22 protein-coding genes are annotated in these 20,407 nt (G+C 61.9%); 13 read left to right on the top strand and 9 right to left on the bottom strand.

The features are described from left to right. Positions 1–33 precede the first annotated feature (33 nt). The 5 genes from AD670_RS10215 to AD670_RS10195 form a co-directional block, all read right to left on the bottom strand. Entirely contained in the window at positions 34–735 is a 702-nt protein-coding gene (locus tag AD670_RS10215) for a fimbria/pilus chaperone family protein (RefSeq protein ID WP_053131301.1), read from the bottom strand. A gap of 33 nt (positions 736–768) precedes the next feature. Further along, a complete protein-coding gene (locus tag AD670_RS10210; protein ID WP_053131298.1) occupies positions 769–1,395 on the bottom strand; it encodes a DUF1120 domain-containing protein in 627 nt (208 codons plus the stop codon). Positions 1,396–1,484: 89 nt separating this feature from the next. Beyond that, complete coding sequence (locus tag AD670_RS10205) at positions 1,485–2,105, bottom strand: DUF1120 domain-containing protein (protein WP_053131295.1); 621 nt, start codon at positions 2,103–2,105, stop codon at positions 1,485–1,487. 38 nt (positions 2,106–2,143) lie between these two features. Next, positions 2,144–2,764 carry a DUF1120 domain-containing protein gene (locus AD670_RS10200; protein WP_053131293.1) on the bottom strand — a complete coding sequence of 207 codons (621 nt, stop codon included), beginning with the start codon at positions 2,762–2,764 and terminating at the stop codon, positions 2,144–2,146. A 32-nt stretch (positions 2,765–2,796) separates the two neighbouring features. After that, on the bottom strand, positions 2,797–3,417 hold the full coding sequence (locus tag AD670_RS10195) for a DUF1120 domain-containing protein (protein ID WP_053131286.1): 621 nt from the start codon (positions 3,415–3,417) through the stop codon (positions 2,797–2,799). A 395-nt stretch (positions 3,418–3,812) separates the two neighbouring features. Between AD670_RS10195 and AD670_RS10190 the strand changes: the two genes are divergently transcribed. From AD670_RS10190 to dacB, 7 genes are all read left to right on the top strand, one after another. Continuing rightward, positions 3,813–4,238: an Hpt domain-containing protein gene (locus AD670_RS10190; RefSeq protein ID WP_053131283.1), complete on the top strand. Its 426-nt coding sequence runs from the start codon at positions 3,813–3,815 to the stop codon at positions 4,236–4,238. 207 nt (positions 4,239–4,445) lie between these two features. Next, positions 4,446–5,081: a response regulator transcription factor gene (locus tag AD670_RS10185; RefSeq protein WP_053131280.1), complete on the top strand. Its 636-nt coding sequence runs from the start codon at positions 4,446–4,448 to the stop codon at positions 5,079–5,081. Between the two features lie 97 nt (positions 5,082–5,178). Beyond that, positions 5,179–5,649, top strand: a complete 471-nt coding sequence (locus tag AD670_RS10180; RefSeq protein WP_053131277.1) for a nuclear transport factor 2 family protein — start codon at positions 5,179–5,181, stop codon at positions 5,647–5,649. Between the two features lie 36 nt (positions 5,650–5,685). Continuing rightward, the gene (locus AD670_RS10175; protein WP_053131273.1) at positions 5,686–5,961 is read left to right on the top strand and encodes a GIY-YIG nuclease family protein; all 276 of its coding nucleotides are present in this window, start codon (positions 5,686–5,688) and stop codon (positions 5,959–5,961) included. Positions 5,962–6,036: 75 nt separating this feature from the next. After that, positions 6,037–6,972, top strand: coding sequence for a glutathione S-transferase family protein (locus tag AD670_RS10170; protein WP_053131270.1), 936 nt, complete (start codon positions 6,037–6,039; stop codon positions 6,970–6,972). 109 nt (positions 6,973–7,081) lie between these two features. Beyond that, a complete protein-coding gene (locus AD670_RS10165) occupies positions 7,082–9,499 on the top strand; it encodes a TonB-dependent receptor (protein WP_053131267.1) in 2,418 nt (805 codons plus the stop codon). A 94-nt stretch (positions 9,500–9,593) separates the two neighbouring features. Continuing rightward, positions 9,594–11,039 (top strand): D-alanyl-D-alanine carboxypeptidase/D-alanyl-D-alanine-endopeptidase, encoded by a 1,446-nt coding sequence (gene dacB / locus AD670_RS10160; protein ID WP_053131921.1) that lies wholly within the window; start codon positions 9,594–9,596, stop codon positions 11,037–11,039. 1 nt (position 11,040) lies between these two features. Here the strand turns inward: dacB and AD670_RS10155 are convergent, their stop codons facing one another. Next, positions 11,041–11,820, bottom strand: a complete 780-nt coding sequence (locus AD670_RS10155; RefSeq protein ID WP_053131264.1) for an IclR family transcriptional regulator — start codon at positions 11,818–11,820, stop codon at positions 11,041–11,043. A 119-nt stretch (positions 11,821–11,939) separates the two neighbouring features. On the opposite strand from AD670_RS10155, the gene hmgA reads away from it, so the two are divergent. Genes hmgA through AD670_RS10135 form a run of 4 tightly spaced genes read left to right on the top strand, consistent with a single transcriptional unit; the run spans position 11,940 to position 16,585 of the window. Further along, on the top strand, positions 11,940–13,223 hold the full coding sequence (gene hmgA, locus AD670_RS10150) for a homogentisate 1,2-dioxygenase (protein WP_053131261.1): 1,284 nt from the start codon (positions 11,940–11,942) through the stop codon (positions 13,221–13,223). Between the two features lie 3 nt (positions 13,224–13,226). Continuing rightward, complete coding sequence (gene fahA / locus AD670_RS10145) at positions 13,227–14,513, top strand: fumarylacetoacetase (protein ID WP_053131258.1); 1,287 nt, start codon at positions 13,227–13,229, stop codon at positions 14,511–14,513. Positions 14,514–14,525: 12 nt separating this feature from the next. Beyond that, the gene (gene maiA / locus AD670_RS10140; RefSeq protein ID WP_053131255.1) at positions 14,526–15,161 is read left to right on the top strand and encodes a maleylacetoacetate isomerase; all 636 of its coding nucleotides are present in this window, start codon (positions 14,526–14,528) and stop codon (positions 15,159–15,161) included. A gap of 53 nt (positions 15,162–15,214) precedes the next feature. Continuing rightward, positions 15,215–16,585 (top strand): aromatic acid/H+ symport family MFS transporter, encoded by a 1,371-nt coding sequence (locus AD670_RS10135; RefSeq protein WP_053131252.1) that lies wholly within the window; start codon positions 15,215–15,217, stop codon positions 16,583–16,585. Between the two features lie 206 nt (positions 16,586–16,791). On the opposite strand, the gene AD670_RS10130 is transcribed toward AD670_RS10135, so the two are convergent. Then, positions 16,792–17,595, bottom strand: coding sequence for a SirB1 family protein (locus tag AD670_RS10130; RefSeq protein ID WP_053131248.1), 804 nt, complete (start codon positions 17,593–17,595; stop codon positions 16,792–16,794). Between the two features lie 185 nt (positions 17,596–17,780). On the opposite strand from AD670_RS10130, the gene AD670_RS10125 reads away from it, so the two are divergent. Next, the gene (locus tag AD670_RS10125; RefSeq protein ID WP_027604689.1) at positions 17,781–18,800 is read left to right on the top strand and encodes a Glu/Leu/Phe/Val dehydrogenase dimerization domain-containing protein; all 1,020 of its coding nucleotides are present in this window, start codon (positions 17,781–17,783) and stop codon (positions 18,798–18,800) included. A gap of 55 nt (positions 18,801–18,855) precedes the next feature. Here the strand turns inward: AD670_RS10125 and AD670_RS10120 are convergent, their stop codons facing one another. Continuing rightward, complete coding sequence (locus AD670_RS10120; RefSeq protein ID WP_012722374.1) at positions 18,856–19,116, bottom strand: YebG family protein; 261 nt, start codon at positions 19,114–19,116, stop codon at positions 18,856–18,858. 248 nt (positions 19,117–19,364) lie between these two features. On the opposite strand from AD670_RS10120, the gene AD670_RS10115 reads away from it, so the two are divergent. After that, positions 19,365–19,853, top strand: coding sequence for a phosphate-starvation-inducible protein PsiE (locus AD670_RS10115; protein WP_053131246.1), 489 nt, complete (start codon positions 19,365–19,367; stop codon positions 19,851–19,853). On the opposite strand, the gene AD670_RS10110 is transcribed toward AD670_RS10115, so the two are convergent. After that, positions 19,850–20,167, bottom strand: coding sequence for a DUF3509 domain-containing protein (locus AD670_RS10110; RefSeq protein ID WP_053131243.1), 318 nt, complete (start codon positions 20,165–20,167; stop codon positions 19,850–19,852). The genes AD670_RS10115 and AD670_RS10110 overlap by 4 nt on opposite strands. Positions 20,168–20,407: the final 240 nt, after the last annotated feature.

The raw sequence follows: 20,407 nt of genomic DNA, 5'->3' as shown, positions 1-20,407 counted from the left end.
CTTGGCGCCGTCACTTCGTGATGCAGGCGTTGGTCAGGTGAGGGGGGCTTCGTAGGCGGCCACGGCAAAGCCATACACCGTGGCCGGTTGCAGCCGCACTTTAGTGGCGGCGCCACCGGTGGCGGGTACGCTCAAGGTTTCCCCCGGCAACACGTAGGTGCGCGGCAGCATGGCCTTGCCGTCGCCAGGCAGCAGGCGCAGCTCCTGGGCCAGGCGCACCACATACGGGCTGTCGTTGCGTACCTGCAAAGTGCTGCCGTGTTGTGACCAGGTCAGGCGGGTCCAGGGCGTGCGATTAAGCGCCAGGCCCTTGGGATGAATGATCACCGGCAGGTTCTGGCGCACGGTCACGCCCACCCGGGCATGCCCGGCTTCGGTGGCGGGACGGCCCTGGGGCATGCCTTCGAAGATCGCGCGCTTGAGCCGCTGTGTTTGCAGTGGTTGCTGGCGTTGCAGGATGAACCGCACCAGTTGTGATTTGGACGCTTCCACCCGCGACAGGGGCGGGGTGACCACCAGCAACGGCTCGCGGTCTTCGGGAATGTCTTCCAGGGTGACGTGCAGCAGGGCCAGTTGGGCGTCGGTGTTAGTGACCGAAACGGCCGCCTCCCCTTCGGCTTCGTAGACGATGACCACGGAGGTGTCCGGGATCATGCCGTCGGCCTGCGCGCCTGTGCCAAACAGCAGGGTCAGGGCAAGCAGGCAGGTGGAGGGTTTGAACGATGTCGTCAGCATGACGGGGTTTTCCATTGGGGCAGCGTGAAGAGGTCAGAGGTAGCGCAGGTCCAGCACGATGGAGCCGTCCAGCGGTACCTCCTGATTCAGGGTCAGGTACTCGGCGAAATTGATGGAGGTGTCGATGCGCAGTTGGGTGCTCAACTGACCGATGAAGTCGGGCTGGCGATCACCGGGAGGCGCAAAGCCCACATAGGACTTGGGGTACGCATTCGGTTCCGGCGACCAGGTTTCACCGTTGTCACTGGAGGCCATGACCTGCATGGGCTGCGCATCACCGATGGGGTTGCGGTAGGACAAGGCTACGGATCCCAGGCGCTCGGCCGGCACATGAATGTTCCTGCCCAGGCCATAGAAAAAACCGGGGGCCAGTGACGACTCGGCACGGTTGTCGAGCCCCACCAGGGCAAACAGCATCGGCCTGCTGCATTGCACATTCAGTTGCAGCAACTGGCTGGGCAGTACCGTGAATTTGTTGGCATTCAAGCTGTGCGAGGGGATTTTTCCGTGATCGACCGTGCCTTCGTCTGAGAGCATGACGTGACAGGCGTCCGGCGTCAGCCGCCCGGTCACCGTAAGGTCGACGAAGGATGCGGCGAACACCGCAGGGATAATCGTCAGCAAGAGCAATACAGCCAAGCGTTGAGTGAGCGTGTTCATGGGGAGCGCCACGGGTCGAGTTGAATACGGGCGGTACAAAAACAACGCCCATGCCCGTGAGGGATTGCCAGGCATGGGCGCTCGGGGTGTTACAGGTACTTCACTTCCAGGGTGGCCGAGCCGTCGAGGGTGACCTCGTTGCTCAGGTCCAGGCCGTCGGTGCGGGCGATGTAGGTTTCAACCATTACGTCCAGCGACAAGTCCTTGACCGGTACCGGTTGAGTGTCGTCGGCCATGCTGGCCACCGACATGTACAGGCCCGGGTCCCAGAATTTTTCGCGGTACCAATTGTCCCGTCCGTTGAAGGACGCTATTGACTGCACTGCGACACTGTCGGCGACCGGGTTGTCGAGTGTCAGGCCAAACCAGCCGAGCTTCTGGTTGCCGTTGATCAGGCCCAGGCCGTAGTAGGAGGGGGTGATGGACGAACCGGCCCGGTTGTCGACCGAGTGCAGTGCAAAGCTGATCGCGCTGTCGCAGCTGACGACCATGGTCAAGGTGTGGGTCCCGATATGCGTTGGGTTGTTTATGTTCAGGTCCTTGGCGGAAATCTTGCCGTGGTCGATCACGCCTCCGCTGGACAGCACGGGGGTGCAGGCGCTCGGTACGATCAGTCCCTTGACGGTCAGGTCGACGGTGGACGCGGCGTAGCTGGTGGCAGAACCGAGCAGCATCAGGCCGGTGGCGAGTACGGTAAACAGGGGCTTCATGGGCGACGAGTTCCTTTCGATTGAGTCTGAGTGGCGCATTACAGGTAGTTGACTTGGACCGTGGCGTGCCCGTCGACGGGGACTTCGTCGGTCAGGGTCAGGCCGTTGGCGGGGGCGATGTGGGTGAACAGGCGGATTTCGGCATCGAAGTCCTGCACCGCAATGGGCACCAGTTGGCTGCCCCTGGCGATTGCCGTCAGCGTGGAGTGGGTGAGCATGCTGGTGGGCAGCCATGTAACGCCGCCATCGACAGATGTGATGGCGCGTGCAGCGACGCCGTCCGCCACTGGGGCATATAGGTGGAAGGCGGCGCCGCCAAGTTTTTCACCGTCCGATGTCATGCCCAGGCCATGCCAGTTGGCGTGGTTGGCCGAGGAACCGGCGCGGTTGTCGATGGTGCTCAGGGTGAAGAAGGTCGGCGCCTCACAGCGCACACTCAACTGCATGGTTTGGTGGGGCAGTGAGGTGTACTGCTCGGCCTCGAGATCCTTGGCTGCCATTTTTCCGAAGTCCACCGTGCCACCGCCGGAAATCAGCGGCGCACAGGCACTCGGGGTGATGGTGCCTTTGACGGCGAGGTCGGTGGTGCTGGCGGCCAGTGCCAGTGGCGAGGCCGCGAGTAACAACACTGCCAACGGGATTGCGTTGCAAACGTGCATGGCTGGAACCTTCCGTGTGAACGGGGTGGGAGTTACAGGTACATCACTTCCAGGGTCGCGGAGCCGTCGATGGGCGCCTCGTCACTGAAATCGAACTGGTCTGCACGGGCGATGCTGGTATTGACGCCCAGGTCCATCACCAGGTTTTTGATCGGCAGCAGTGTGGTTGCGTCATCCACGGCCCCGGCACCCCATAGGGTTTGCAGTTCCCAGTTACGTTCGCCGTACCAGGTGCGGCCGCCGTCACTGGAGGCAATCGGCTGGGCACTGACGCCGTCGGCGCGCATGTTCAAGGGGGTCAGGTAAAACCGGCCCAGTCGCTTGTTGCCGTTGATCAGGCCCAGGCCGAAGTCCATGGTGCCGGTAGAGGTGCCGCTGCGGTTATCGATGGGCTTGATCGCGAAGGGAATGCTTGCATCGCAGGCGATGCTCAACTGCAGCGTCACTCGGGGCAATGAAGTCGGGTTGTTCTGGACCAGGTCCTTGGAGGCCATTTTTCCGTGATCCACCATGCCGCCGGCCGAGACCGTCGGGGTGCAGGCATTCGGGGTGATCAGGCCTTTGACGGTCAGGTCGACGTTGCTGGCAGCAAAGGCGGGTGCAGCACTGGCGAGTAAAAGGGCGATGCTCGACAGCGTCAGGGACTTGCTCATTTCAATACGTTCCACTACAGGGCTGGCTGATAGAAGCGCGCCCGGCATCATCCGGCCTTTCTGTAAGGGCGGCGAGCAAGGCGGCAGGTTGTATTTGGCTGGGATCGCTGAAGATCGCGAGCCCGTTCCGTCTTTGCGGAGTGGCGGCAATTTAGCCGGGGGGTGGGGCGGGGGAAATACAACTATTACGACAATCGAGGTGACAAGTATTTGGGCTTGAGAACGTCAGAATTTATGTTCTTGTTATGTAAGAAAGTTGGGTTTTTCGTAGTTGTTGTATCGTCATTTTTATATCCAGAGGGATATTCATGGTTGCTTGTGGACAGTCTGTGAGTGCCTTGGAGTTTCGATGAACTCACGGGCTGAACAATCACTGTAAGCGCAATGAGGTGACCATGGTGACAAAGGTATTTTTCGATCAAGTACCTGTCCTGAAGTTGGCACCCTCGCCCCCGCCGCCCTGGGTGGCAGAGCCGGTTCATGATGCGGCGGGGATTACGTGGCCGACTCGCGCCAGACTGATCGAAATTTTCGGCAGTGATGAGCTGGTGAGCCGGATACTGGTCAGCCTGATGAATGAAGCCCGGGAGGACAATGCCTTGCTGGACCAGGCGCGGGCCAGTGCCGATGTGCCCCTGGTGGTGGAGCGACTGCATCGTCTGGTGGGCAGCCTGGCGTTCGTCGGTGGCGTCGACCTGGAGCGTGGCGGCGAGCAATTGATTGCTCGGGTCCAAGCCCTTGGGGTGGTGGAAACGGCCCCGCAGTTGCAGGCGTTTCAGCGTAATTTGCGGGTGTATATTGATTATTTGAGTCGGTTGTAAACCCTTTGAATGGAGAGGTTTGTAGGATGTTTTTCCATTGAATTGGAGGTTTTGGATGTAGGTAATTTCTTTTTGTTTTGTAGGTATAAATTTGTTGGCTATCAATTACTGGGCGCGGTGCTGAACAGGCCGCCTCGGGTGGTTGTTGAGGCTTGAGGACAAAGGTATTTTTGCGCCAATTCCAATTGCCATCATTCGTGGGTCTTTATGCTTCGTGTAATTATTGCCGACGATCACCCCATTGTGCGCATCGGTCAGCGCGTGGTGATTGAGGCGGGCGGCAGGTGCAAAGTGGTCGGCGAGGCCGATGGCCCCGATGAGTTACTGCGGTTATTGAGCACGGTGGCCTGTGATGTCCTGGTGACTGACTTCGCCATGCCGGGGGGGCAGCAGGCCGACGGGTATGGATTACTGGGCCTGTTGCGCCGCCAGTACCCGGCATTGCCGGTGATCCTGGTGACCATGTTTGCCAACGTGGCAACGCTGCGTGCGTCGTTTGCCCACGGGGCGCGGGCGATTGTCGCCAAGAGCGCTTCGGCCCGGGAGTTGCCCATTGCGATCAACGCGGTGGTCAAGGGCGAGACGTTTGCCAGTGAGTGCCTGCGGGCGCAACTGGTGGAGGCAGGCACCGGCGACCAGTCGCAACAGCCGCAGTTGTCCGATAAGGAGCGGGAGGTGGTGAGGATGCTGGCCAGCGGCATGACCGTCAGCCAGATTGCGGCACGGGTCAATCGCAGTATTTCCACGATCAGTAAGCAAAAAAGTACCGCCATGAGCCGGCTGTGCATTTCCACCGATGTGGACCTGTTTGCCTACGCGCGCAGCTGCGGCATGGTGCCCTAGGGTTTGTCCGGGCATTGCCACTGTGAATGCCGATAGAGTTTTGCCCGCGCGCAGACTATCTTTGACGGCTTACAACCCCCTGGTTTGGAACCTGCCCATGAGCGACGCACACAACGCCCTGATCACCGAGTTCTACAGCGCTTTCCAACGGCTGGACGCCGAGGCCATGGCGGCCTGCTACACCGACGATGTGCTGTTCAGCGACCCGGCGTTCGGTGAACTGCGCGGCCGCGACGCCGGCGATATGTGGCGCATGCTCACCACGCGGGCCAAGGATTTCTCCCTGACGTTCGACCATGTGCGCAGCGATGAAACTACCGGCAGCGCGCATTGGGTCGCGACCTATTTGTTCAGCGCCACCGGTAACACGGTAGTCAACGACATCGGTGCGCGGTTTGTGTTTCGCGATGGCAAGATCTGCGAACACCACGACCACTTCGATCTGTGGCGTTGGTCGCGCCAGGCACTGGGCTTGAAGGGGCTGCTGCTGGGTTGGTCGCCGGCGCTGAAAAACGCCGTGCGTGCCCAGGCGCGCAAAGGCCTGAAGGCATTTCAGGCCGGTCGTTGATAAACTTGGCATCCCCCTGGTTTGCCGAATTGACCTGTGACTGACCTTCCTGAATCCAAACCCTGGTTCGTCTACCTGGTGCGCGCCGCCAATGGCTCCTTGTATTGCGGCATCAGCAATGACCCGGTGCGCCGCTTTGCCTCCCATCAACGTGGCAAGGGCGCGCGGTTCTTTTTATCCAGCCCCGCAGTGGCGTTGGTGTACACCGAGCAATGCGCGAGCAAGGGCGAGGCGCTGCGCCAGGAGCGGCTGATCAAGAAACTCAAGAAGAGCGCCAAGGAATGCCTGGCAGCCAGTGGTTCATTGATCTGACTGATAGGGTCCCATAGTGCCCACATGCGGTTTGGCGGGCTAAGCTAGCCGCTCACCTATCGAGCGGAGCCTGGCATGTCTGAGTTGATTCTCCACCATTACCCGCAGTCCCCTTTTGCTGAAAAAGCCCGCCTGATGCTGGGCTTCAAGGGCTTGTCCTGGCACTCCGTGCGCATCTCGCCGGTGATGCCCAAGCCTGACCTTACGGCCCTGACCGGCGGCTATCGCAAGACGCCGGTGCTGCAGGTCGGTGCCGACATCTACTGTGACACCGCCTTGATCGCCCGACGCCTGGAGCAGGAAAAGTCCGCCCCGGCGCTGTTCCCCCAAGGCCTGGAACTGGTTACCCAAGGCTTCGCCGCCTGGGCCGACTCGGTGGTGTTTTCCCAAACCGTGGCGCTGGTGTTCCAGCCGGAATCCCTGGCGGTCAAATTTGCCCAGGTGCCGCCGCAAATGCTCCAGGTGCTGGTGGCTGACCGCAGCAAATTGTTCAGCGGTGGCACCGCCGCCCGCGTGCAACTGGACCAGGCCAGGCATCAATGGCCGGCGATCGTCAGCCGCATCGATCAACAATTGCAGCATCCCCCGGGGGACTTCCTGTTCGGTGAACCGTCGATTGCCGACTTTGCCCTGGCCCATCCGCTGTGGTTCCTTAAAGGCTCGTCGGTGACGGCGCCGTTGGTGGATGGGTATCCCGCTGTCGCGGCGTGGTTGGACCGGGTGCTGAGCTTTGGCCATGGCACTGCCAGTGAGATCAGCGCCGAGCAAGCGCTGGAGGTGGCGCGTAACGCAACGCCCGCTGCGCTGCCCGATGAGGTTTTCGAGGACTTGAACGGCTTCAGGGCCGGCCAGCAGGTGACCATCTCGGCCACTGACTACGGCACCGACCCCGTGGCCGGTGAGCTGCTGTTTGCCGGGCGCGAAGAGCTGATCCTGCGCCGTACCGATGAGCGCGCCGGCACCGTGCATGTGCATTTCCCACGCTTGGGTTTTTGCATTCAGGCGCAATAAATAAAAATATTTGCAAATAAAGGTGAGGTAAACCGTCAGCCCATCCGTGTAGTGCTTGAAACTGCGATCTATTCGCATTAACAGCGTTTTCTACACGGGTTCTCACAGCATGAAGTCGACGGCGGGCGGTTGGGTTAAACAGTGGCTGGGAGCCTCGGTATTGGCGGTGTCGGGGTTGGCGTTGCTGCCCCTCAGCGTGGCGCAGGCGCAGGAGCAGCAAAGCGCCCAGTTCACCTTTGCCCAGGCTGCCAAGCCGCTGCCTCAGGCCTTGAGTGATTTCAGCCGGGTCACCGGGATCAGCGTGATCTACACCGATGAGGCGCCCTATGGCCTCAGTGCCCCGGCGGTCAGCGGGCAAATGAGTGCGACCCAGGCCCTGCAACGCTTGCTGGCGAACAGCGGCTTTACCTTCCGCCAGATCGACGCCCGCACCCTGGCCCTGGAACCGGTGCCCACCGATGGCGCGCTGAACCTCGGCGCCACCACCATCAGCGGTGTCGGCCAAACCGAGGACAGCACCAGCTACCAGCCCCCGCCCACCAGTTCGGTGATGCGCTCCCGTGCTTTGTTGCTGGAAACCCCGCAAACCGTCAACGTGGTACCCGCCCAAGTGCTGCGCGACCAGACCCCGCGCAACCTGGATGATGCCCTGGCCAACGTCAGCGGCATCACCCAGGCCAACACCTTGGCCAGCACCCAGGACGCGGTGATGCTGCGCGGCTTTGGCGACAACCGTAACGGCTCGATCATGCGCGATGGCATGCCGGTGGTGCAGGGGCGCGCATTGAACTCAACCGCAGAACGGGTCGAAGTGCTCAAGGGCCCGTCGTCGCTGCTGTATGGCATCCAGGACCCGGGCGGCGTGGTCAATATCGTCAGCAAAAAGCCGCAACTGACCCAGGCTACGTCCCTGACCGTGCGCGGCTCGACCTTCGGAGATGGCAAGAACGGCAGCGGCGGCAACCTCGACACCACCGGGCCGATTGGTGATTCGGGCTTGGCCTATCGCCTGATCGTCGACCATGAAGACGAAGACTACTGGCGCAATTTCGGCACCCACCGCGAGACGCTGGTGGCGCCGTCCCTGGCCTGGTTTGGCGATACCACCAAGCTGCTGTTTGCCTACGAACACCGCGAATTTCTCTCGCCGTTCGACCGCGGCACGGCCATCGACAAGTCCAACCACCCGCTGGACATCCCGGCCTCCCGCCGTCTGGATGAGCCATTCAATAACATGGAAGGGCGTTCTGACCTGTACCGCTTTGAAGCCGACCACGACTTGAACGACGACTGGAAAGCCCATTTCGGCTACAGCTGGAACCGTGAGACCTACGACGCCAGCCAGGTGCGCGTCAGCGCGGTGAACACCAACGGCACACTGACCCGCAAGATGGACGGTACCAAGGGGGCGATCACCACTGACCGTTTCGCCACGGCCAGCCTGGAAGGCAAGGTCAATGTGCTGGGCATGCAGCATGACCTGGTGTTCGGCCTGGACGACGAGTACCGCAAGATCTACCGCGCCGACCTGATTCGCCAGAACTCGCGCGGCACCTTCAACTACAACAATCCGGTGTACGGCAACGAAGTCGCGGGCACCAGCGTCAGTGCGGCCGACAGCGCCCAGACCGACCTGCTGCGCAGCGATTCGCTGTTCTTCCAGGACGCGATTCACCTGACTGACCAGTGGATCTTCGTGGCCGGTGCGCGCTATCAGATGTATGACCAGTACGCCGGCAAAGGCGTGCCGTTCAAGGCCAACACCAACGGCAATGGCCAGGCCTGGGTGCCACGTGCCGGTCTGGTGTATCGCTACACCGACGAGTTGTCGTTCTATGGCAGCTATACCGAGTCATTCAAACCCAACTCCACCATCGCTGCCTTGGCCGATGGCAGCACGCTGACCGGCGACCTCACGCCTGAGGAATCCAAGTCCTGGGAACTGGGCGCCAAGCTCGACATCCCGGGGCGCATCACCGCCAGTGCGGCGTTGTTCAATATCGACAAGCGCAATGTGCTGGTGTCGGTGGGCTCCGGTGCCAACACCATCTACAGCATCGCGGGGCAGGTACGCTCCCGTGGCCTGGAACTGGACGCCACCGGCCAGTTGACCGACCAGTGGAGCCTGATCGGCAGCTACGCCTATACCGACGCCGAAGACATCAAGGACAACGACCCGACGCTTGAAGGCAACCGCCTGCAAAACGTGGCCAAGCACACCGGCTCGCTGTCGGTGGCCTACGACTTCGGCAACATTTTCGGCGGCGATCAGTTGCGTGTGGGCACCGGTGCGCGGTATGTCGGCGAGCGCGCAGGCGACGCCGCCAACGACTTCACCCTGCCGGGCTACACCGTGGCGGATGCCTTCGCCACCTACGACACCAAGATCGACGGGCAGAAGGTCAAGTTCCAGGTCAACGTGAAGAACCTGTTCGACCGCGTTTACTACACCTCTGCGGCCAGCCGGTTGTTTGTGTCCATGGGCGATGCGCGGCAGGTGTCGGTGTCCAGTACCCTGGAGTTCTAAAACCTGACGGGCTCCCTATGGCAAGCCCGCTCGCCACAAAGGTACGGAGCTGTTAGCGTTGCGGCCATTAATGGCTTTGCGGAACACAGTACTGATGCACTTTGGAAGATGGCTACACCTGCTGTGCCTGAGCGTTTTACTGGGCGGCTGTGCGAGTGTTTCGCCGCCGTCCACGCCTTCAACACTGGATCACCTGCTGGCCGATCCTGCCCTCAACGGCGCCACGGTTTCCGTCATGGTGCGCGACGCCCGCAGTGGCAGCACCCTCTATCAACACAACCCGCGCACGCGCCTGATCCCGGCCTCCAACCTCAAGTTGCTGACCACCGCTGCGGCGATGGATGTGCTGGGGCCGCAATACCGCTTCTCCACCCAACTGTTGAGCAACGGCACCCTGCAAGGTGGGCGCCTGGCCGGCAACCTGTACCTGCGCGGTCTCGGCGACCCGACCACGCAGTTCGCCGACTACCAGGCACTGGCTGCCCAACTGGCGAGCCAGGGCGTGCGCCAGGTGCAAGGCGACCTGGTGTTCGACGACACGTGGTTCGACGCCGAGCGCTTGGGCGTGGACTGGGCCCAGGACGACGAGAGCACTTACTACGGCGCACAGATTTCGGCGCTGACGGTGTCGCCCAACACGGATTTTGATGCAGGCACCTTACTCGTCACGGCAAAGGCTCCCGTCGCCCTCGGCCAGCCAGTGAACGTGGTGGTGAGCCCGTCCACCGACTACGTGCAACTGAGCAACCGCGCCGTCAGCGGCCCCGGCAACAGCTACGCGATTACCCGCCAGCACGGCACCAACCTGCTGCAACTCAGCGGCGCGCTGGCGCCGGGCAAGCAAAGCCGGCAGTGGGTGAGTGTGTGGGAACCGACGCAATTGGTGGCCAATCTGTTTGAGCAGGCGCTGGCGCAGCAGGGTATCCAGGTGCTCGGGCGGCGCGTGATCGGGGGGGCCAGCCCTGCGACGGCGACGGTGTTGGCCGAGCATCAATCGGCGCCGTTGCAGGACTTGATCACGCCGCTGCTCAAGCTTTCGAACAACAACATGTCCGAAGCCCTGCTCAAGGCCATGGGCCGCAAAACGGCCAATGCGGGCACTGCGGCAGCGGGCGTGGCGGCGGTGGCGGCGTTCATGCAGCGCCAGGGCCTGGACCCGGCGACGCTCAGCCAGGTAGATGGCTCAGGTTTGTCGCGACGCAACCTGGTGTCGGCGCAAAATCTCACGGATCTGCTGCTGGCCGCTTCAAAACAACCCTGGTTCGACGCCTGGTACAGCGCCTTGCCGATTGCCGGCAATGCCGACCGTATGACCGGCGGCAGCCTGCGTTATCGCCTGCGCGGGACGGCTGCCGAAAACAACCTGCACGCCAAGACCGGCTCCATGGCCGGCGTGTCATCGCTGAGCGGCTACATCACCGACGCTGAGGGAAGGCGCCTGGTGTTTTCGATGATCAGCAATAACTACGTCAGCGACGCCGCCCCTATCCGCGCCCTGGAGAACCGCCTGGCGCTGGCCCTGGCCCAGTGGCACGACTAGTTCAGGGCTGGTAACCCATCCGCCAACTCACGGCCTGGGTCGCCGCCAGCAAGCGCCGCGCCGCCGGGCCATCTTCGTCGGCATGGAACAACGAGGTGGGGCCCACCACGGTCATCACCGCCGCCACGTGCCCGACCGCGTTGAATACCGGTGCCGACAACGCATCTACCCCCGGCATCAGCAGGCCATGCACAAAGTGCAGGCCGCGCTGGCGGATTTGTTCGCAGGTGGTGGCGTAGGCCTGATCGTCCGCGAGGGCATGGGCGATACCGGCCGCGATCTCACGCTCACGCAACTCGACGGTTTCCCGCGACGGCAGGAAGGCACTGAACACCAGCCCGGTCGATGAGCTGAGCAGCGGCAACACTGAGCCCAATTGCGTCACCACCGTGACTGCGCGTACCGCCGGTTCGATCTGCACCACGGTCGCGCCCTGATTGCCCCATACCGCGAGAAAGCAGGTTTCATTCAGTTCGTCGCGCAGCTCGGCCAGGGGCAGGGCACCGACTTTCAGCACATCGATGCTGCCCAGCGCGGCCAGGCCCACGCGCAATGCTTCGCGGCCCAGGCCGTAATGGTTGGTGGCGGTGTTCTGTTCGGCAAAACCCGAAGCGATCAGCGCCTGCAAATAACGATGCACCTTGCTCGCCGGCATCTGCACATGGTCGGCCAGACGCGACAACGACGTGGCCGGCGACAGTTCGGCCAGGGCCTTGAGGATATCGGTGCCCACTTCGGCCGAGCGGACTTTCTGTTTACCGGTGTCGCGGGGCTTTTCCATGGAAGGGCGAGAATCCGAGAGATGAATGGGCGTCTTTATAGCTTGACGGTCGATAGTGATCAAATTACGTTATGCGTAACTGGATTACGATAAAAACAACTTCCGTCAGAGGATGATCCATGAACCTCGAATACCTGTCGGGCTTCGGCAATGAATTCGCCAGCGAAGCCCTGCCCGGCGCGCTGCCGGTCGGCCAGAACTCCCCGCAAAAAGCGCCCTACGGGCTGTACACCGAACTGTTCTCCGGCACGGCGTTCACCATGGCGCGCAGCGAGGCCCGCCGCACTTGGCTGTACCGTATCCAGCCGTCGGCCAATCACCCGGCGTTTATCAAGCTGGAGCGACAGCTGGCCGGTGGCCCTCTGGGCGCGGTGACGCCCAATCGCCTGCGCTGGAACCCGTTGGATATTCCGACTGAGCCGACGGACTTTGTCGACGGCCTGGTCGCCATGGTCGCCAACTCAGGGTCAGAGAAACCCTCAGGCATCAGCGTCTACAACTACTGCGCCAACCGCTCGATGGACCGCGTGTTCTTCAATGCCGACGGCGAGCTGTTGATCGTCCCCGAGCAGGGCCGCCTGCGCATTGCCACCGAATTGGGCGTGCTGGACGTCGAGCCGCTGGACATTGTGGTGTTGCCCCGTGGCCTCAAATTTCGCGTGGAGCTGCTGGATGCACAAGCGCGCGGTTACGTCGCCGAAAACCATGGCGCGCCGCTGCGCCTGCCGGACCTGGGGCCTATCGGCAGCAACGGCCTGGCCAACCCGCGTGACTTCCTCACGCCGGTGGCCCACTACGAAGACCTCAAGCAACCGACCACGCTGGTGCAGAAATTCCTCGGTGAACTGTGGGCCTGTGAGCTGGACCATTCACCGCTGAACGTGGTGGCCTGGCACGGCAACAACGTGCCGTACAAATACGACCTGCGCCGCTTCAACACCCTCGGCACCGTGAGCTTCGATCACCCGGACCCGTCGATCTTCACCGTATTGACCTCGCCCACCAGCGTGCACGGCCTGGCCAACCTCGACTTTGTGATTTTTCCGCCGCGCTGGATGGTGGCCGAGAACACCTTTCGTCCGCCATGGTTCCACCGCAACCTGATGAACGAGTACATGGGCCTGATCCAGGGCGCCTACGATGCCAAGGCCGAAGGCTTCGTGCCCGGCGGTGCCTCGCTGCACAGCTGCATGAGCGCCCACGGCCCGGACGGCGAGACCTGCACCAAGGCCATCAACGTGGACCTCGCGCCGCACAAGATCGATAACACCATGGCCTTCATGTTCGAGACCAGCCAGGTGCTGCGTCCCACCCGGTTCGCCCTGGAGTGCCCGCAACTGCAACCTTCTTATGACGCGTGCTGGGCTTCGCTGCCCGCCACCTTCAACCCGAATCGGAGATAACCCATGACACAGCCAACTCCTATCCGCAGCTGGGTAGCCTCTGCCAACGGCCACCGCGATTTCCCCCTGCAAAACCTGCCGCTGGGGGTGTTCAGCATCAACGGCTCGGCACCGCGCAGTGGCGTGGCGATTGGCGATTCCATCCTTGACCTGCATGCCGCCCTGGATGAGTTTGAAGGCGAAGCCCGCCGCGCCGTTGAAGCCACTGCCGGCGGCCAGTTGAACGCCTTCTTCGAATTGGGCCGTGGTCCGCGCGTGGCCTTGCGCGAGCGCCTGCTGGAACTGTTGGCGGAGGGCAGCAAACTGCAGACCCGTGAAGCGCAGGTGCTGCACCGCGCCGCCGATTGCCAGATGCACGTGCCGGCGAAGATCAACGACTACACCGACTTCTACGTCGGCATCGAGCACGCGCAGAACGTCGGCAAACTGTTCCGCCCGGATAACCCGCTGCTGCCGAACTACAAGTATGTGCCGATCGGTTATCACGGCCGCGCCTCGACCATTCGCACCTCGGGTGCCGACGTCCGTCGTCCCAAAGGCCAGACCTTGCCGGCTGGCCAGACCGAACCAACCTTCGGCCCCTGCGCACGCCTGGACTATGAGCTGGAGTTGGGCATCTGGATTGGCCAGGGCAACGCCATCGGCGACTCGATTGCCATCGGCGATGCAGCTGAGCATATCGCCGGTTTCTGCCTGCTCAATGACTGGTCGGCGCGGGACATCCAGGCCTGGGAATACCAGCCGCTGGGCCCGTTCCTGTCGAAGAGCTTCATCACCAGCATCTCACCGTGGGTGGTCACGGCCGAAGCCCTGGAACCGTTTCGCAAAGCGCAGCCGTCGCGGCCCGAAGGCGATCCGCAACCGCTGCCGTACCTGCTGGATAACCGCGATCAGGCGGCCGGCGCGCTCGATATTGAGCTGGAAGTACTGATCACCACCGCTTCGATGCGCGAGCAAAACCTGCCGGCTCATCGCCTCGCCCTGAGCAACAGCCTGCATATGTACTGGACCGTCGCGCAGTTGGTGGCGCACCACAGCGTCAACGGTTGCCAACTGCAGGCCGGTGACCTGTTTGGTTCGGGCACCTTGTCCGGCCCTGAAGCCGGGCAGTTCGGCAGTCTGCTGGAGATGACCGAAGGTGGTAAGAAGGTCATCGAACTGCCTTGCGGCGAAGTGCGCAGATTCCTTGAAGACGGCGACGAAATCATCCTGCGCGCCCGTTGCAGTCGTGAAGGCTTCGTCTCCATCGGCTTCGGCGAATGCCGTGGCACTGTGGTCGCGGCGCGCTAAGAGGGCAGGGCGATGGAACTCTATACCTACTACCGCTCAACGTCGTCGTACCGGGTTCGCATCGCCCTGGCGCTCAAGGGCCTGGATTTCACCGCCGTGCCGGTCAACCTGCTGGTGCCGGCGGGCGGCGCCAATCGCCAGCCGGAGTACCTGGCCATCAACCCCCAAGGTCGGGTGCCGGCCTTGCGTACCGATGACGGTGAACTGTTGATTCAGTCGCCGGCGATCATCGAGTACCTCGAAGAACGTTATCCACAGGCACCGCTGCTTTCCAAGGACCTGGCCACCCGTGCCCACGAACGCGCGGTCGCCTCGATCATCGGCTGCGATATCCACCCGTTGCACAACTCCAGCACCCAGAACCTGTTGCGCCAGTGGGGGCATGATGAGGTGCAGGTGCTGGAGTGGATCGGGCATTGGATCAGCCAGGGGCTGGGCGCGGTGGAGCAGTTGATTGGCGATAAGGGCTATTGCTTTGGCGAGCAGCCGGGGATGGCGGATGCATTCCTGATTCCCCAGTTGTATGCGGCAGAGCGCTTCAAGGTGCCGTTGGTGGCGTATCCGCGCATTGCCAGGGTGGCGGCGTTGGCGGCGCAGCATCCGGCATTCGTCCAGGCTCACCCTGCCAACCAACCCGACACCCCCTGAGTGATCATTCCCACGCTCTGCGCGGGAACAATAATAAAAACAGGTACCTTGCGATGCACAACCAGATTGCCAGCTTTCGCGCGGCACTCGATGCCCGTCCGGTGTCGCGCTATCAGTGGTTGATTCTCCTGTTATTGGCGTTGCTGCTGGTGACCGATGGCTACGATGCCCAGGTGCTGGGCTATGTAGTGCCGGCCTTGGCCAAGGATTGGGGCTTGGAGAAGGCCGTGTTCGGCCCGGTGTTCAGTGCCAACCTGCTGGGGCTGACCTTGGGCTCGCTGCTCGTGACCCCCTTGGCGGACCGGTTTGGCGTACGCCGCATCTTGTTGAGCTGCGTGCTGATCTACGCCAGCCTCACGCTCTTGATGGTGTTCGCCAACTCGCTCACCACCCTGATGGCCGCACGGTTTATCTGCGGCATCGGCATGGGCGGTGCGATGCCCTGTGCGATGGCGTTGATGTCGGACTATTCCCCGCCCCGTTTGCGTACGTTGATGGTGACGTTGGCCGCGTGTGGCTTTTCGTTCGGCGGGGCGGCCGGTGGGTTTGTGGCGGCGGGATTTATCGACGGCTTCGGCTGGCAGGCGGTGTTTCTTGCCGGCGGCGTGACACCGTTGCTGCTGTTCCCTTTCCTGGTATGGCGGCTGCCGGAATCCCTGCCGCGCCTGTTACGCGATGCGCCGCCGTATGCACGCTTGCACAAGGTCACCGCGCGCATGTTGCCGCAATGGCGTGCGCCTCTGGCGAGGGAGGAAGAAAACCGCCGCGAACAGGGTAGCCAACTGACGGTGGTGGAGCTGTTTCGCCATGGCTATGCACGCCCGACCGTGCTGATCTGGGCGACCTTTTTTGTCAGCCTGATCCTGTTGTATTTCATGATCAGCTGGTTGCCGTCGCTGCTGCTGGAAAGTGGCCTGGCGCTGAATGAAGCCAACCTGGTGACCTCAATGTTCCTGTTCGCCGGCACCTTGGGCGCCATCGGCATGGCCTGGTTTGCCGACCGCTTGCAGCGCAAGGTGCGGCTGTTGTCCGGCGTGCTGGCGGCGGCTGCGGTGTGTACTGTGCTGCTGGGTCTGAACCACGACAACCCGCGTTACCTGGTGGCCTGTGTGTTTGCCGCCGGGTTTTGCATCATCGGCGGGCAACTGACCCTTAATGCATTCGCCAGCAATTTCTATCCACCCCACGTGCGGGCGACCGGCACGGGCTGGGCGCTGGGTGTGGGGCGCTTTGGCTCAATCCTGGGGCCGCTGTTTGGCAGCATGCTGCTGGCGATGCAGATTCCGGTGCAGCAGATTTTCTTTTTCTGCGCGATTCCGGCGGTGATCGCGGCGTTGTTGATTATCCAAGTGCGCTCGCCCGCGACTGACGCGCCGAAGAGCCCTTTGCATGGCGATATCCTCAAGGTGCCGGCCAATCACTGACAATACTGCATCTACATCGAGCAGGATCACTGTGGCGAGCGGGCTTCTGTGGCGAGCGGGCCTCTGTGGTGAACGGGCTTCTGTGGCGAGCGGGCTTGCCCCGCGTTGGAGTGCGAAGCGCTCCCAAGATTTCTGGGGCCGCTACGCAGCTCAACGCGGGGCAAGCCCGCTCGCCACAGGGAAATATGCGCCTGAAAATAGGTTGTTCAATGCACCACGGTGTTGGGCGGCAGGTGTCCCAGACGTTCAGTCAGGCGCAGTCGCTGGATCGGGTCTTCGCTGAGCATCAGCGCGTGTTCCAGGTCGAAACGCTCGGCGTTGGGGCAGTCCAGGCGTTGATACAGGCTGGCTCGTGCGAGGTAATCGGCAGCGCTGGCATTGCCCAGTTCCAGCACGCGTTCGGCGTCGATCAGGGCGGCCAAGGGGTTGTCATTGGCCAGGTGCAACTGGCGCAGGTTGCGCGACAGCCGTTGCAGGATCGAACGGGGTTCGGCGGTGTGCAGGTGGTCGGCCTGCAGCTTGAGGTTGGGGCCGTATTGGCGTTGCAGCAGTTCGCGGCAATCGTTGGGGTACAGGCGTCGTCCGCCGCAAGGGTCCAGCAGGTGATCAGCGCCGGGCACTCGTAGCAGGAAATGACCCGGGAAGTTGACGCCGACCATGGGGATCCCCAGGCGTCGAGCCAGCTCCATGGCAATCAACCCCATCGCCAGGGGCTGCCCGCGCTTGCGTTGCAACACCTTGTCCAGCAGGGCGGCGGCGGGGCGCAGTGGTGTGAAGTCATCCTGGGCGAAGCCGAGGTCATTCATGCGTCGCAGCAAGGGTTGGCCCAGCTCGTCCGCCGGCAGCAGGGGCATGCCCAGGCTGACCTGTTGCTCAAGCAATTTCAGGTCCTGCAGGACCACCAGCGGTTGCACCGTTGGGTCATGCTCGGCAGCCATCCACAGCGCGGCCTCAAACAGCGCAGGGGGCGAACGTTCCAGGCAGGCGAAAAAGGCTTGGCGGGGATTCATTGCTTTCTCCGGCGGATGCCCCCGTTTTAGCCTTGCTGGGAAATTTCGTCCAGTGTCTTAAGAGATATCCTACGTGCTTATGTCGCAGGGCCCGCAAAACCGGGCGGCTTATTCCAGCGCACTTCGGCAGTTTTCTGCCGCAAGCCTATACTTGGCGACACAAGAAGTGATTCGGGAGCTTGACGATGTTTGCTCTCATGCACAGCACCCGCCTTGAATCGCTGCACCTGAGCATCGACCCGGTGACGGGGTTGAAGGCGGTCATAGCCATCCACAACAGCCGTCTGGGTCCTGCCTTGGGCGGTTGTCGCTACCTTGCTTACCCCGACGACGAAAGCGCCGTGGCAGATGCTGCGCGCCTGGCCCAAGGCATGAGCTACAAGGCTGCCCTGGCGGGGTTGCCGGTGGGGGGCGGTACGGCGGTGATCCTGCGCCCCGCCCATGTGGAAAACCGTGCGGCGCTGTTTGAAGCCTTTGGTCGTTGCATCGAGCAACTCGACGGTCGCTACATCACCGCCACCGACAGCGGCACCTCGGTCGCCGACATGGACTGCATCGCCCAACACACCCGTTTCGTCACCAGTACCACCGCTGCCGGCGATCCCTCGCCCCATGCGGCCATGGGCGTGTTCGCCGGTATCCGTACCACCGCCATGGCCCGACTGGGCAGCGACAACCTGGAAGGCTTGCGCGTGGCAATCCAGGGCCTGGGCAACGTAGGGTTCGCCCTGGCCGAACAACTGCATGCCGCCGGCGCCGAACTGCTGGTCAGCGATATCGACCACGGCAAGGTGCAACTGGCCATGGAACAACTCGGCGCGCACCCCATCGCCAACGACGCGTTGCTCAGCACCCCGTGCGACATCCTCGCGCCCTGTGGCCTGGGCGCCGTGTTCAACCGCCAGAGCGTCGGTCAGCTACGCTGCGCCGCTGTGGCAGGTTCCGCCAGCGCACAACTGACCAACCTGCAAGTGGCCGACCAGCTCGAAGGCCGCGGCATCCTCTACGCCCCGGACTACGTGATCAACTCCGGCGGCCTGATCTATGTCGCCCTCAAACACAGCGGCGCCGAACTGCCGACCATCACCGCGCACCTATCGAACATCGGCACGCGACTGACCGAAATCTTCGCCCACGCCCAAGCCGAAAAACGCTCCCCTGCACGGGTCGCGGACGAACTGGCCGAGCGTTTGCTCTACAAATAGACCAGACATTAAAAAGGCCCTGAATCCAAGATTCAGGGCCTGTTCAATTCGGGCTTTATTCCGCCGGCGCGTTCAGCAGCTCGGACAATGCGTCCGGCTGGCTCTTGAACGCCTTGGCAAACACATCGCGATTCTTCGCCATGTAGATCCCGGCTTCTTCCACCTGCTGCTCGCTCAGGGACGGCACGGCTTTTTGCAACACTTCTGCGAGCAACTCAGCGAGTTCAAGCATCTTGTCATGACGGTCAGCTTCGGCTTTATCCATGAACAAACGCTCCAGATCTCGGCTGCTGCGGTATACCACTTCGACGGCCATTCACCACCTCACATGCCTTCACGATAGTTGTCTTTTGCGACTACTGTATTTATATACAGCTAAAAGGGTAAGCCAAACCGTGGGGTTTGGGTAGCAGTTTTTTAATGTAGCCCGTAAATACCGGTTCGGCGTGCCTTATGTCACCCCGCCATCATCTTATACCCGCCTCTGGCCTTTTTTCTGCATGCAGAACAACCGTCACGTCCAACCCGCATTATCCGGTCGAACCGACCTAAGGAAGCACCATCGTGAAATTTAATTGGGCCGAAAAGCTGCGCCATCAAGTCCATGGGCTGGCCGAGTCCCTGGGTAACCTGTTTGTCGAGTCGTTCCACTACCTGGCGTTGTTCGCCATCGGTGCGGTGACCGCCTGGGCAGCGGTGATGGAGTTTCTGGGGATGCTGGAGAACGGGCATATCAAGATCGATGACATCTTGTTGCTGTTCATCTACCTGGAATTGGGCGCCATGGTCGGGATTTACTTCAAGACCAACCACATGCCGGTGCGCTTCCTGATCTACGTGGCGATCACCGCGCTCACGCGGCTGTTGATCTCCAACGTGTCCCACCACAACCCGCCCGACATCGGCATCATCTACCTGTGCGGTGGGATTCTGCTGTTGGCGTTTGCGATTCTGGTGGTGCGCTACGCGTCGTCGGCGTTCCCGTCGGTGAAGGTCGAAGGCCCGCGTCGCAAGGGCGAGGCGAGCCTGGAGACCGAGAAGGGTGAGCTTTAAAGCCCGACGCTGAAGGGCAGGGCGCGGGTCGGTGGCCGCTGCAGCAATTTGTGGCTGTCGCCGTCCGTCATCACCGCCAGGATCTCCATGGCGCTGTGGCCCTGCTCGATGGCGATGCCGAATTGAATGCTTTGCACCAAGCGTTTGAGCCGTTGCGGATCGTTGCGTTGTTCGGCGCTGATCATGCGTTTGGCCACTACGCCAGTGTCATCCGAGAGGGTCAACATGATGCTGCCATCCAGCCGCTGGATGCTCAGGTTGACACGGTATTTTGGGGTGAAGGTGTCGGTGATGATCTGAAAAGGGTTGTCCATGGTGCGTTACCGCCTGATAAGAACATGCAGTCATTGACGACCGGTATCGGGATTAGTTCGCGTTGCCTGACCACCGGCCACTCCGTCGCTGAGGTTGTACAAATTCCGTTTACCTCATGGGCTGTACAGCAAAGGGCGTGCCGTACAGCGATCTGTCGAACAATGAGCTCCTTATGTGGAAGGGGGCTTGCTCCCGATAGCGGTGCATCAGTCAATGAATACTTGGCTGATGCACCGCTA

It is taken from the genome of Pseudomonas sp. MIACH, from assembly GCF_001269925.1.
Taxonomy (GTDB): domain Bacteria; phylum Pseudomonadota; class Gammaproteobacteria; order Pseudomonadales; family Pseudomonadaceae; genus Aquipseudomonas.
Note: the sequence above shows the minus strand (reverse complement) of the source record. Positions and strands in the feature narration are given on the sequence as shown.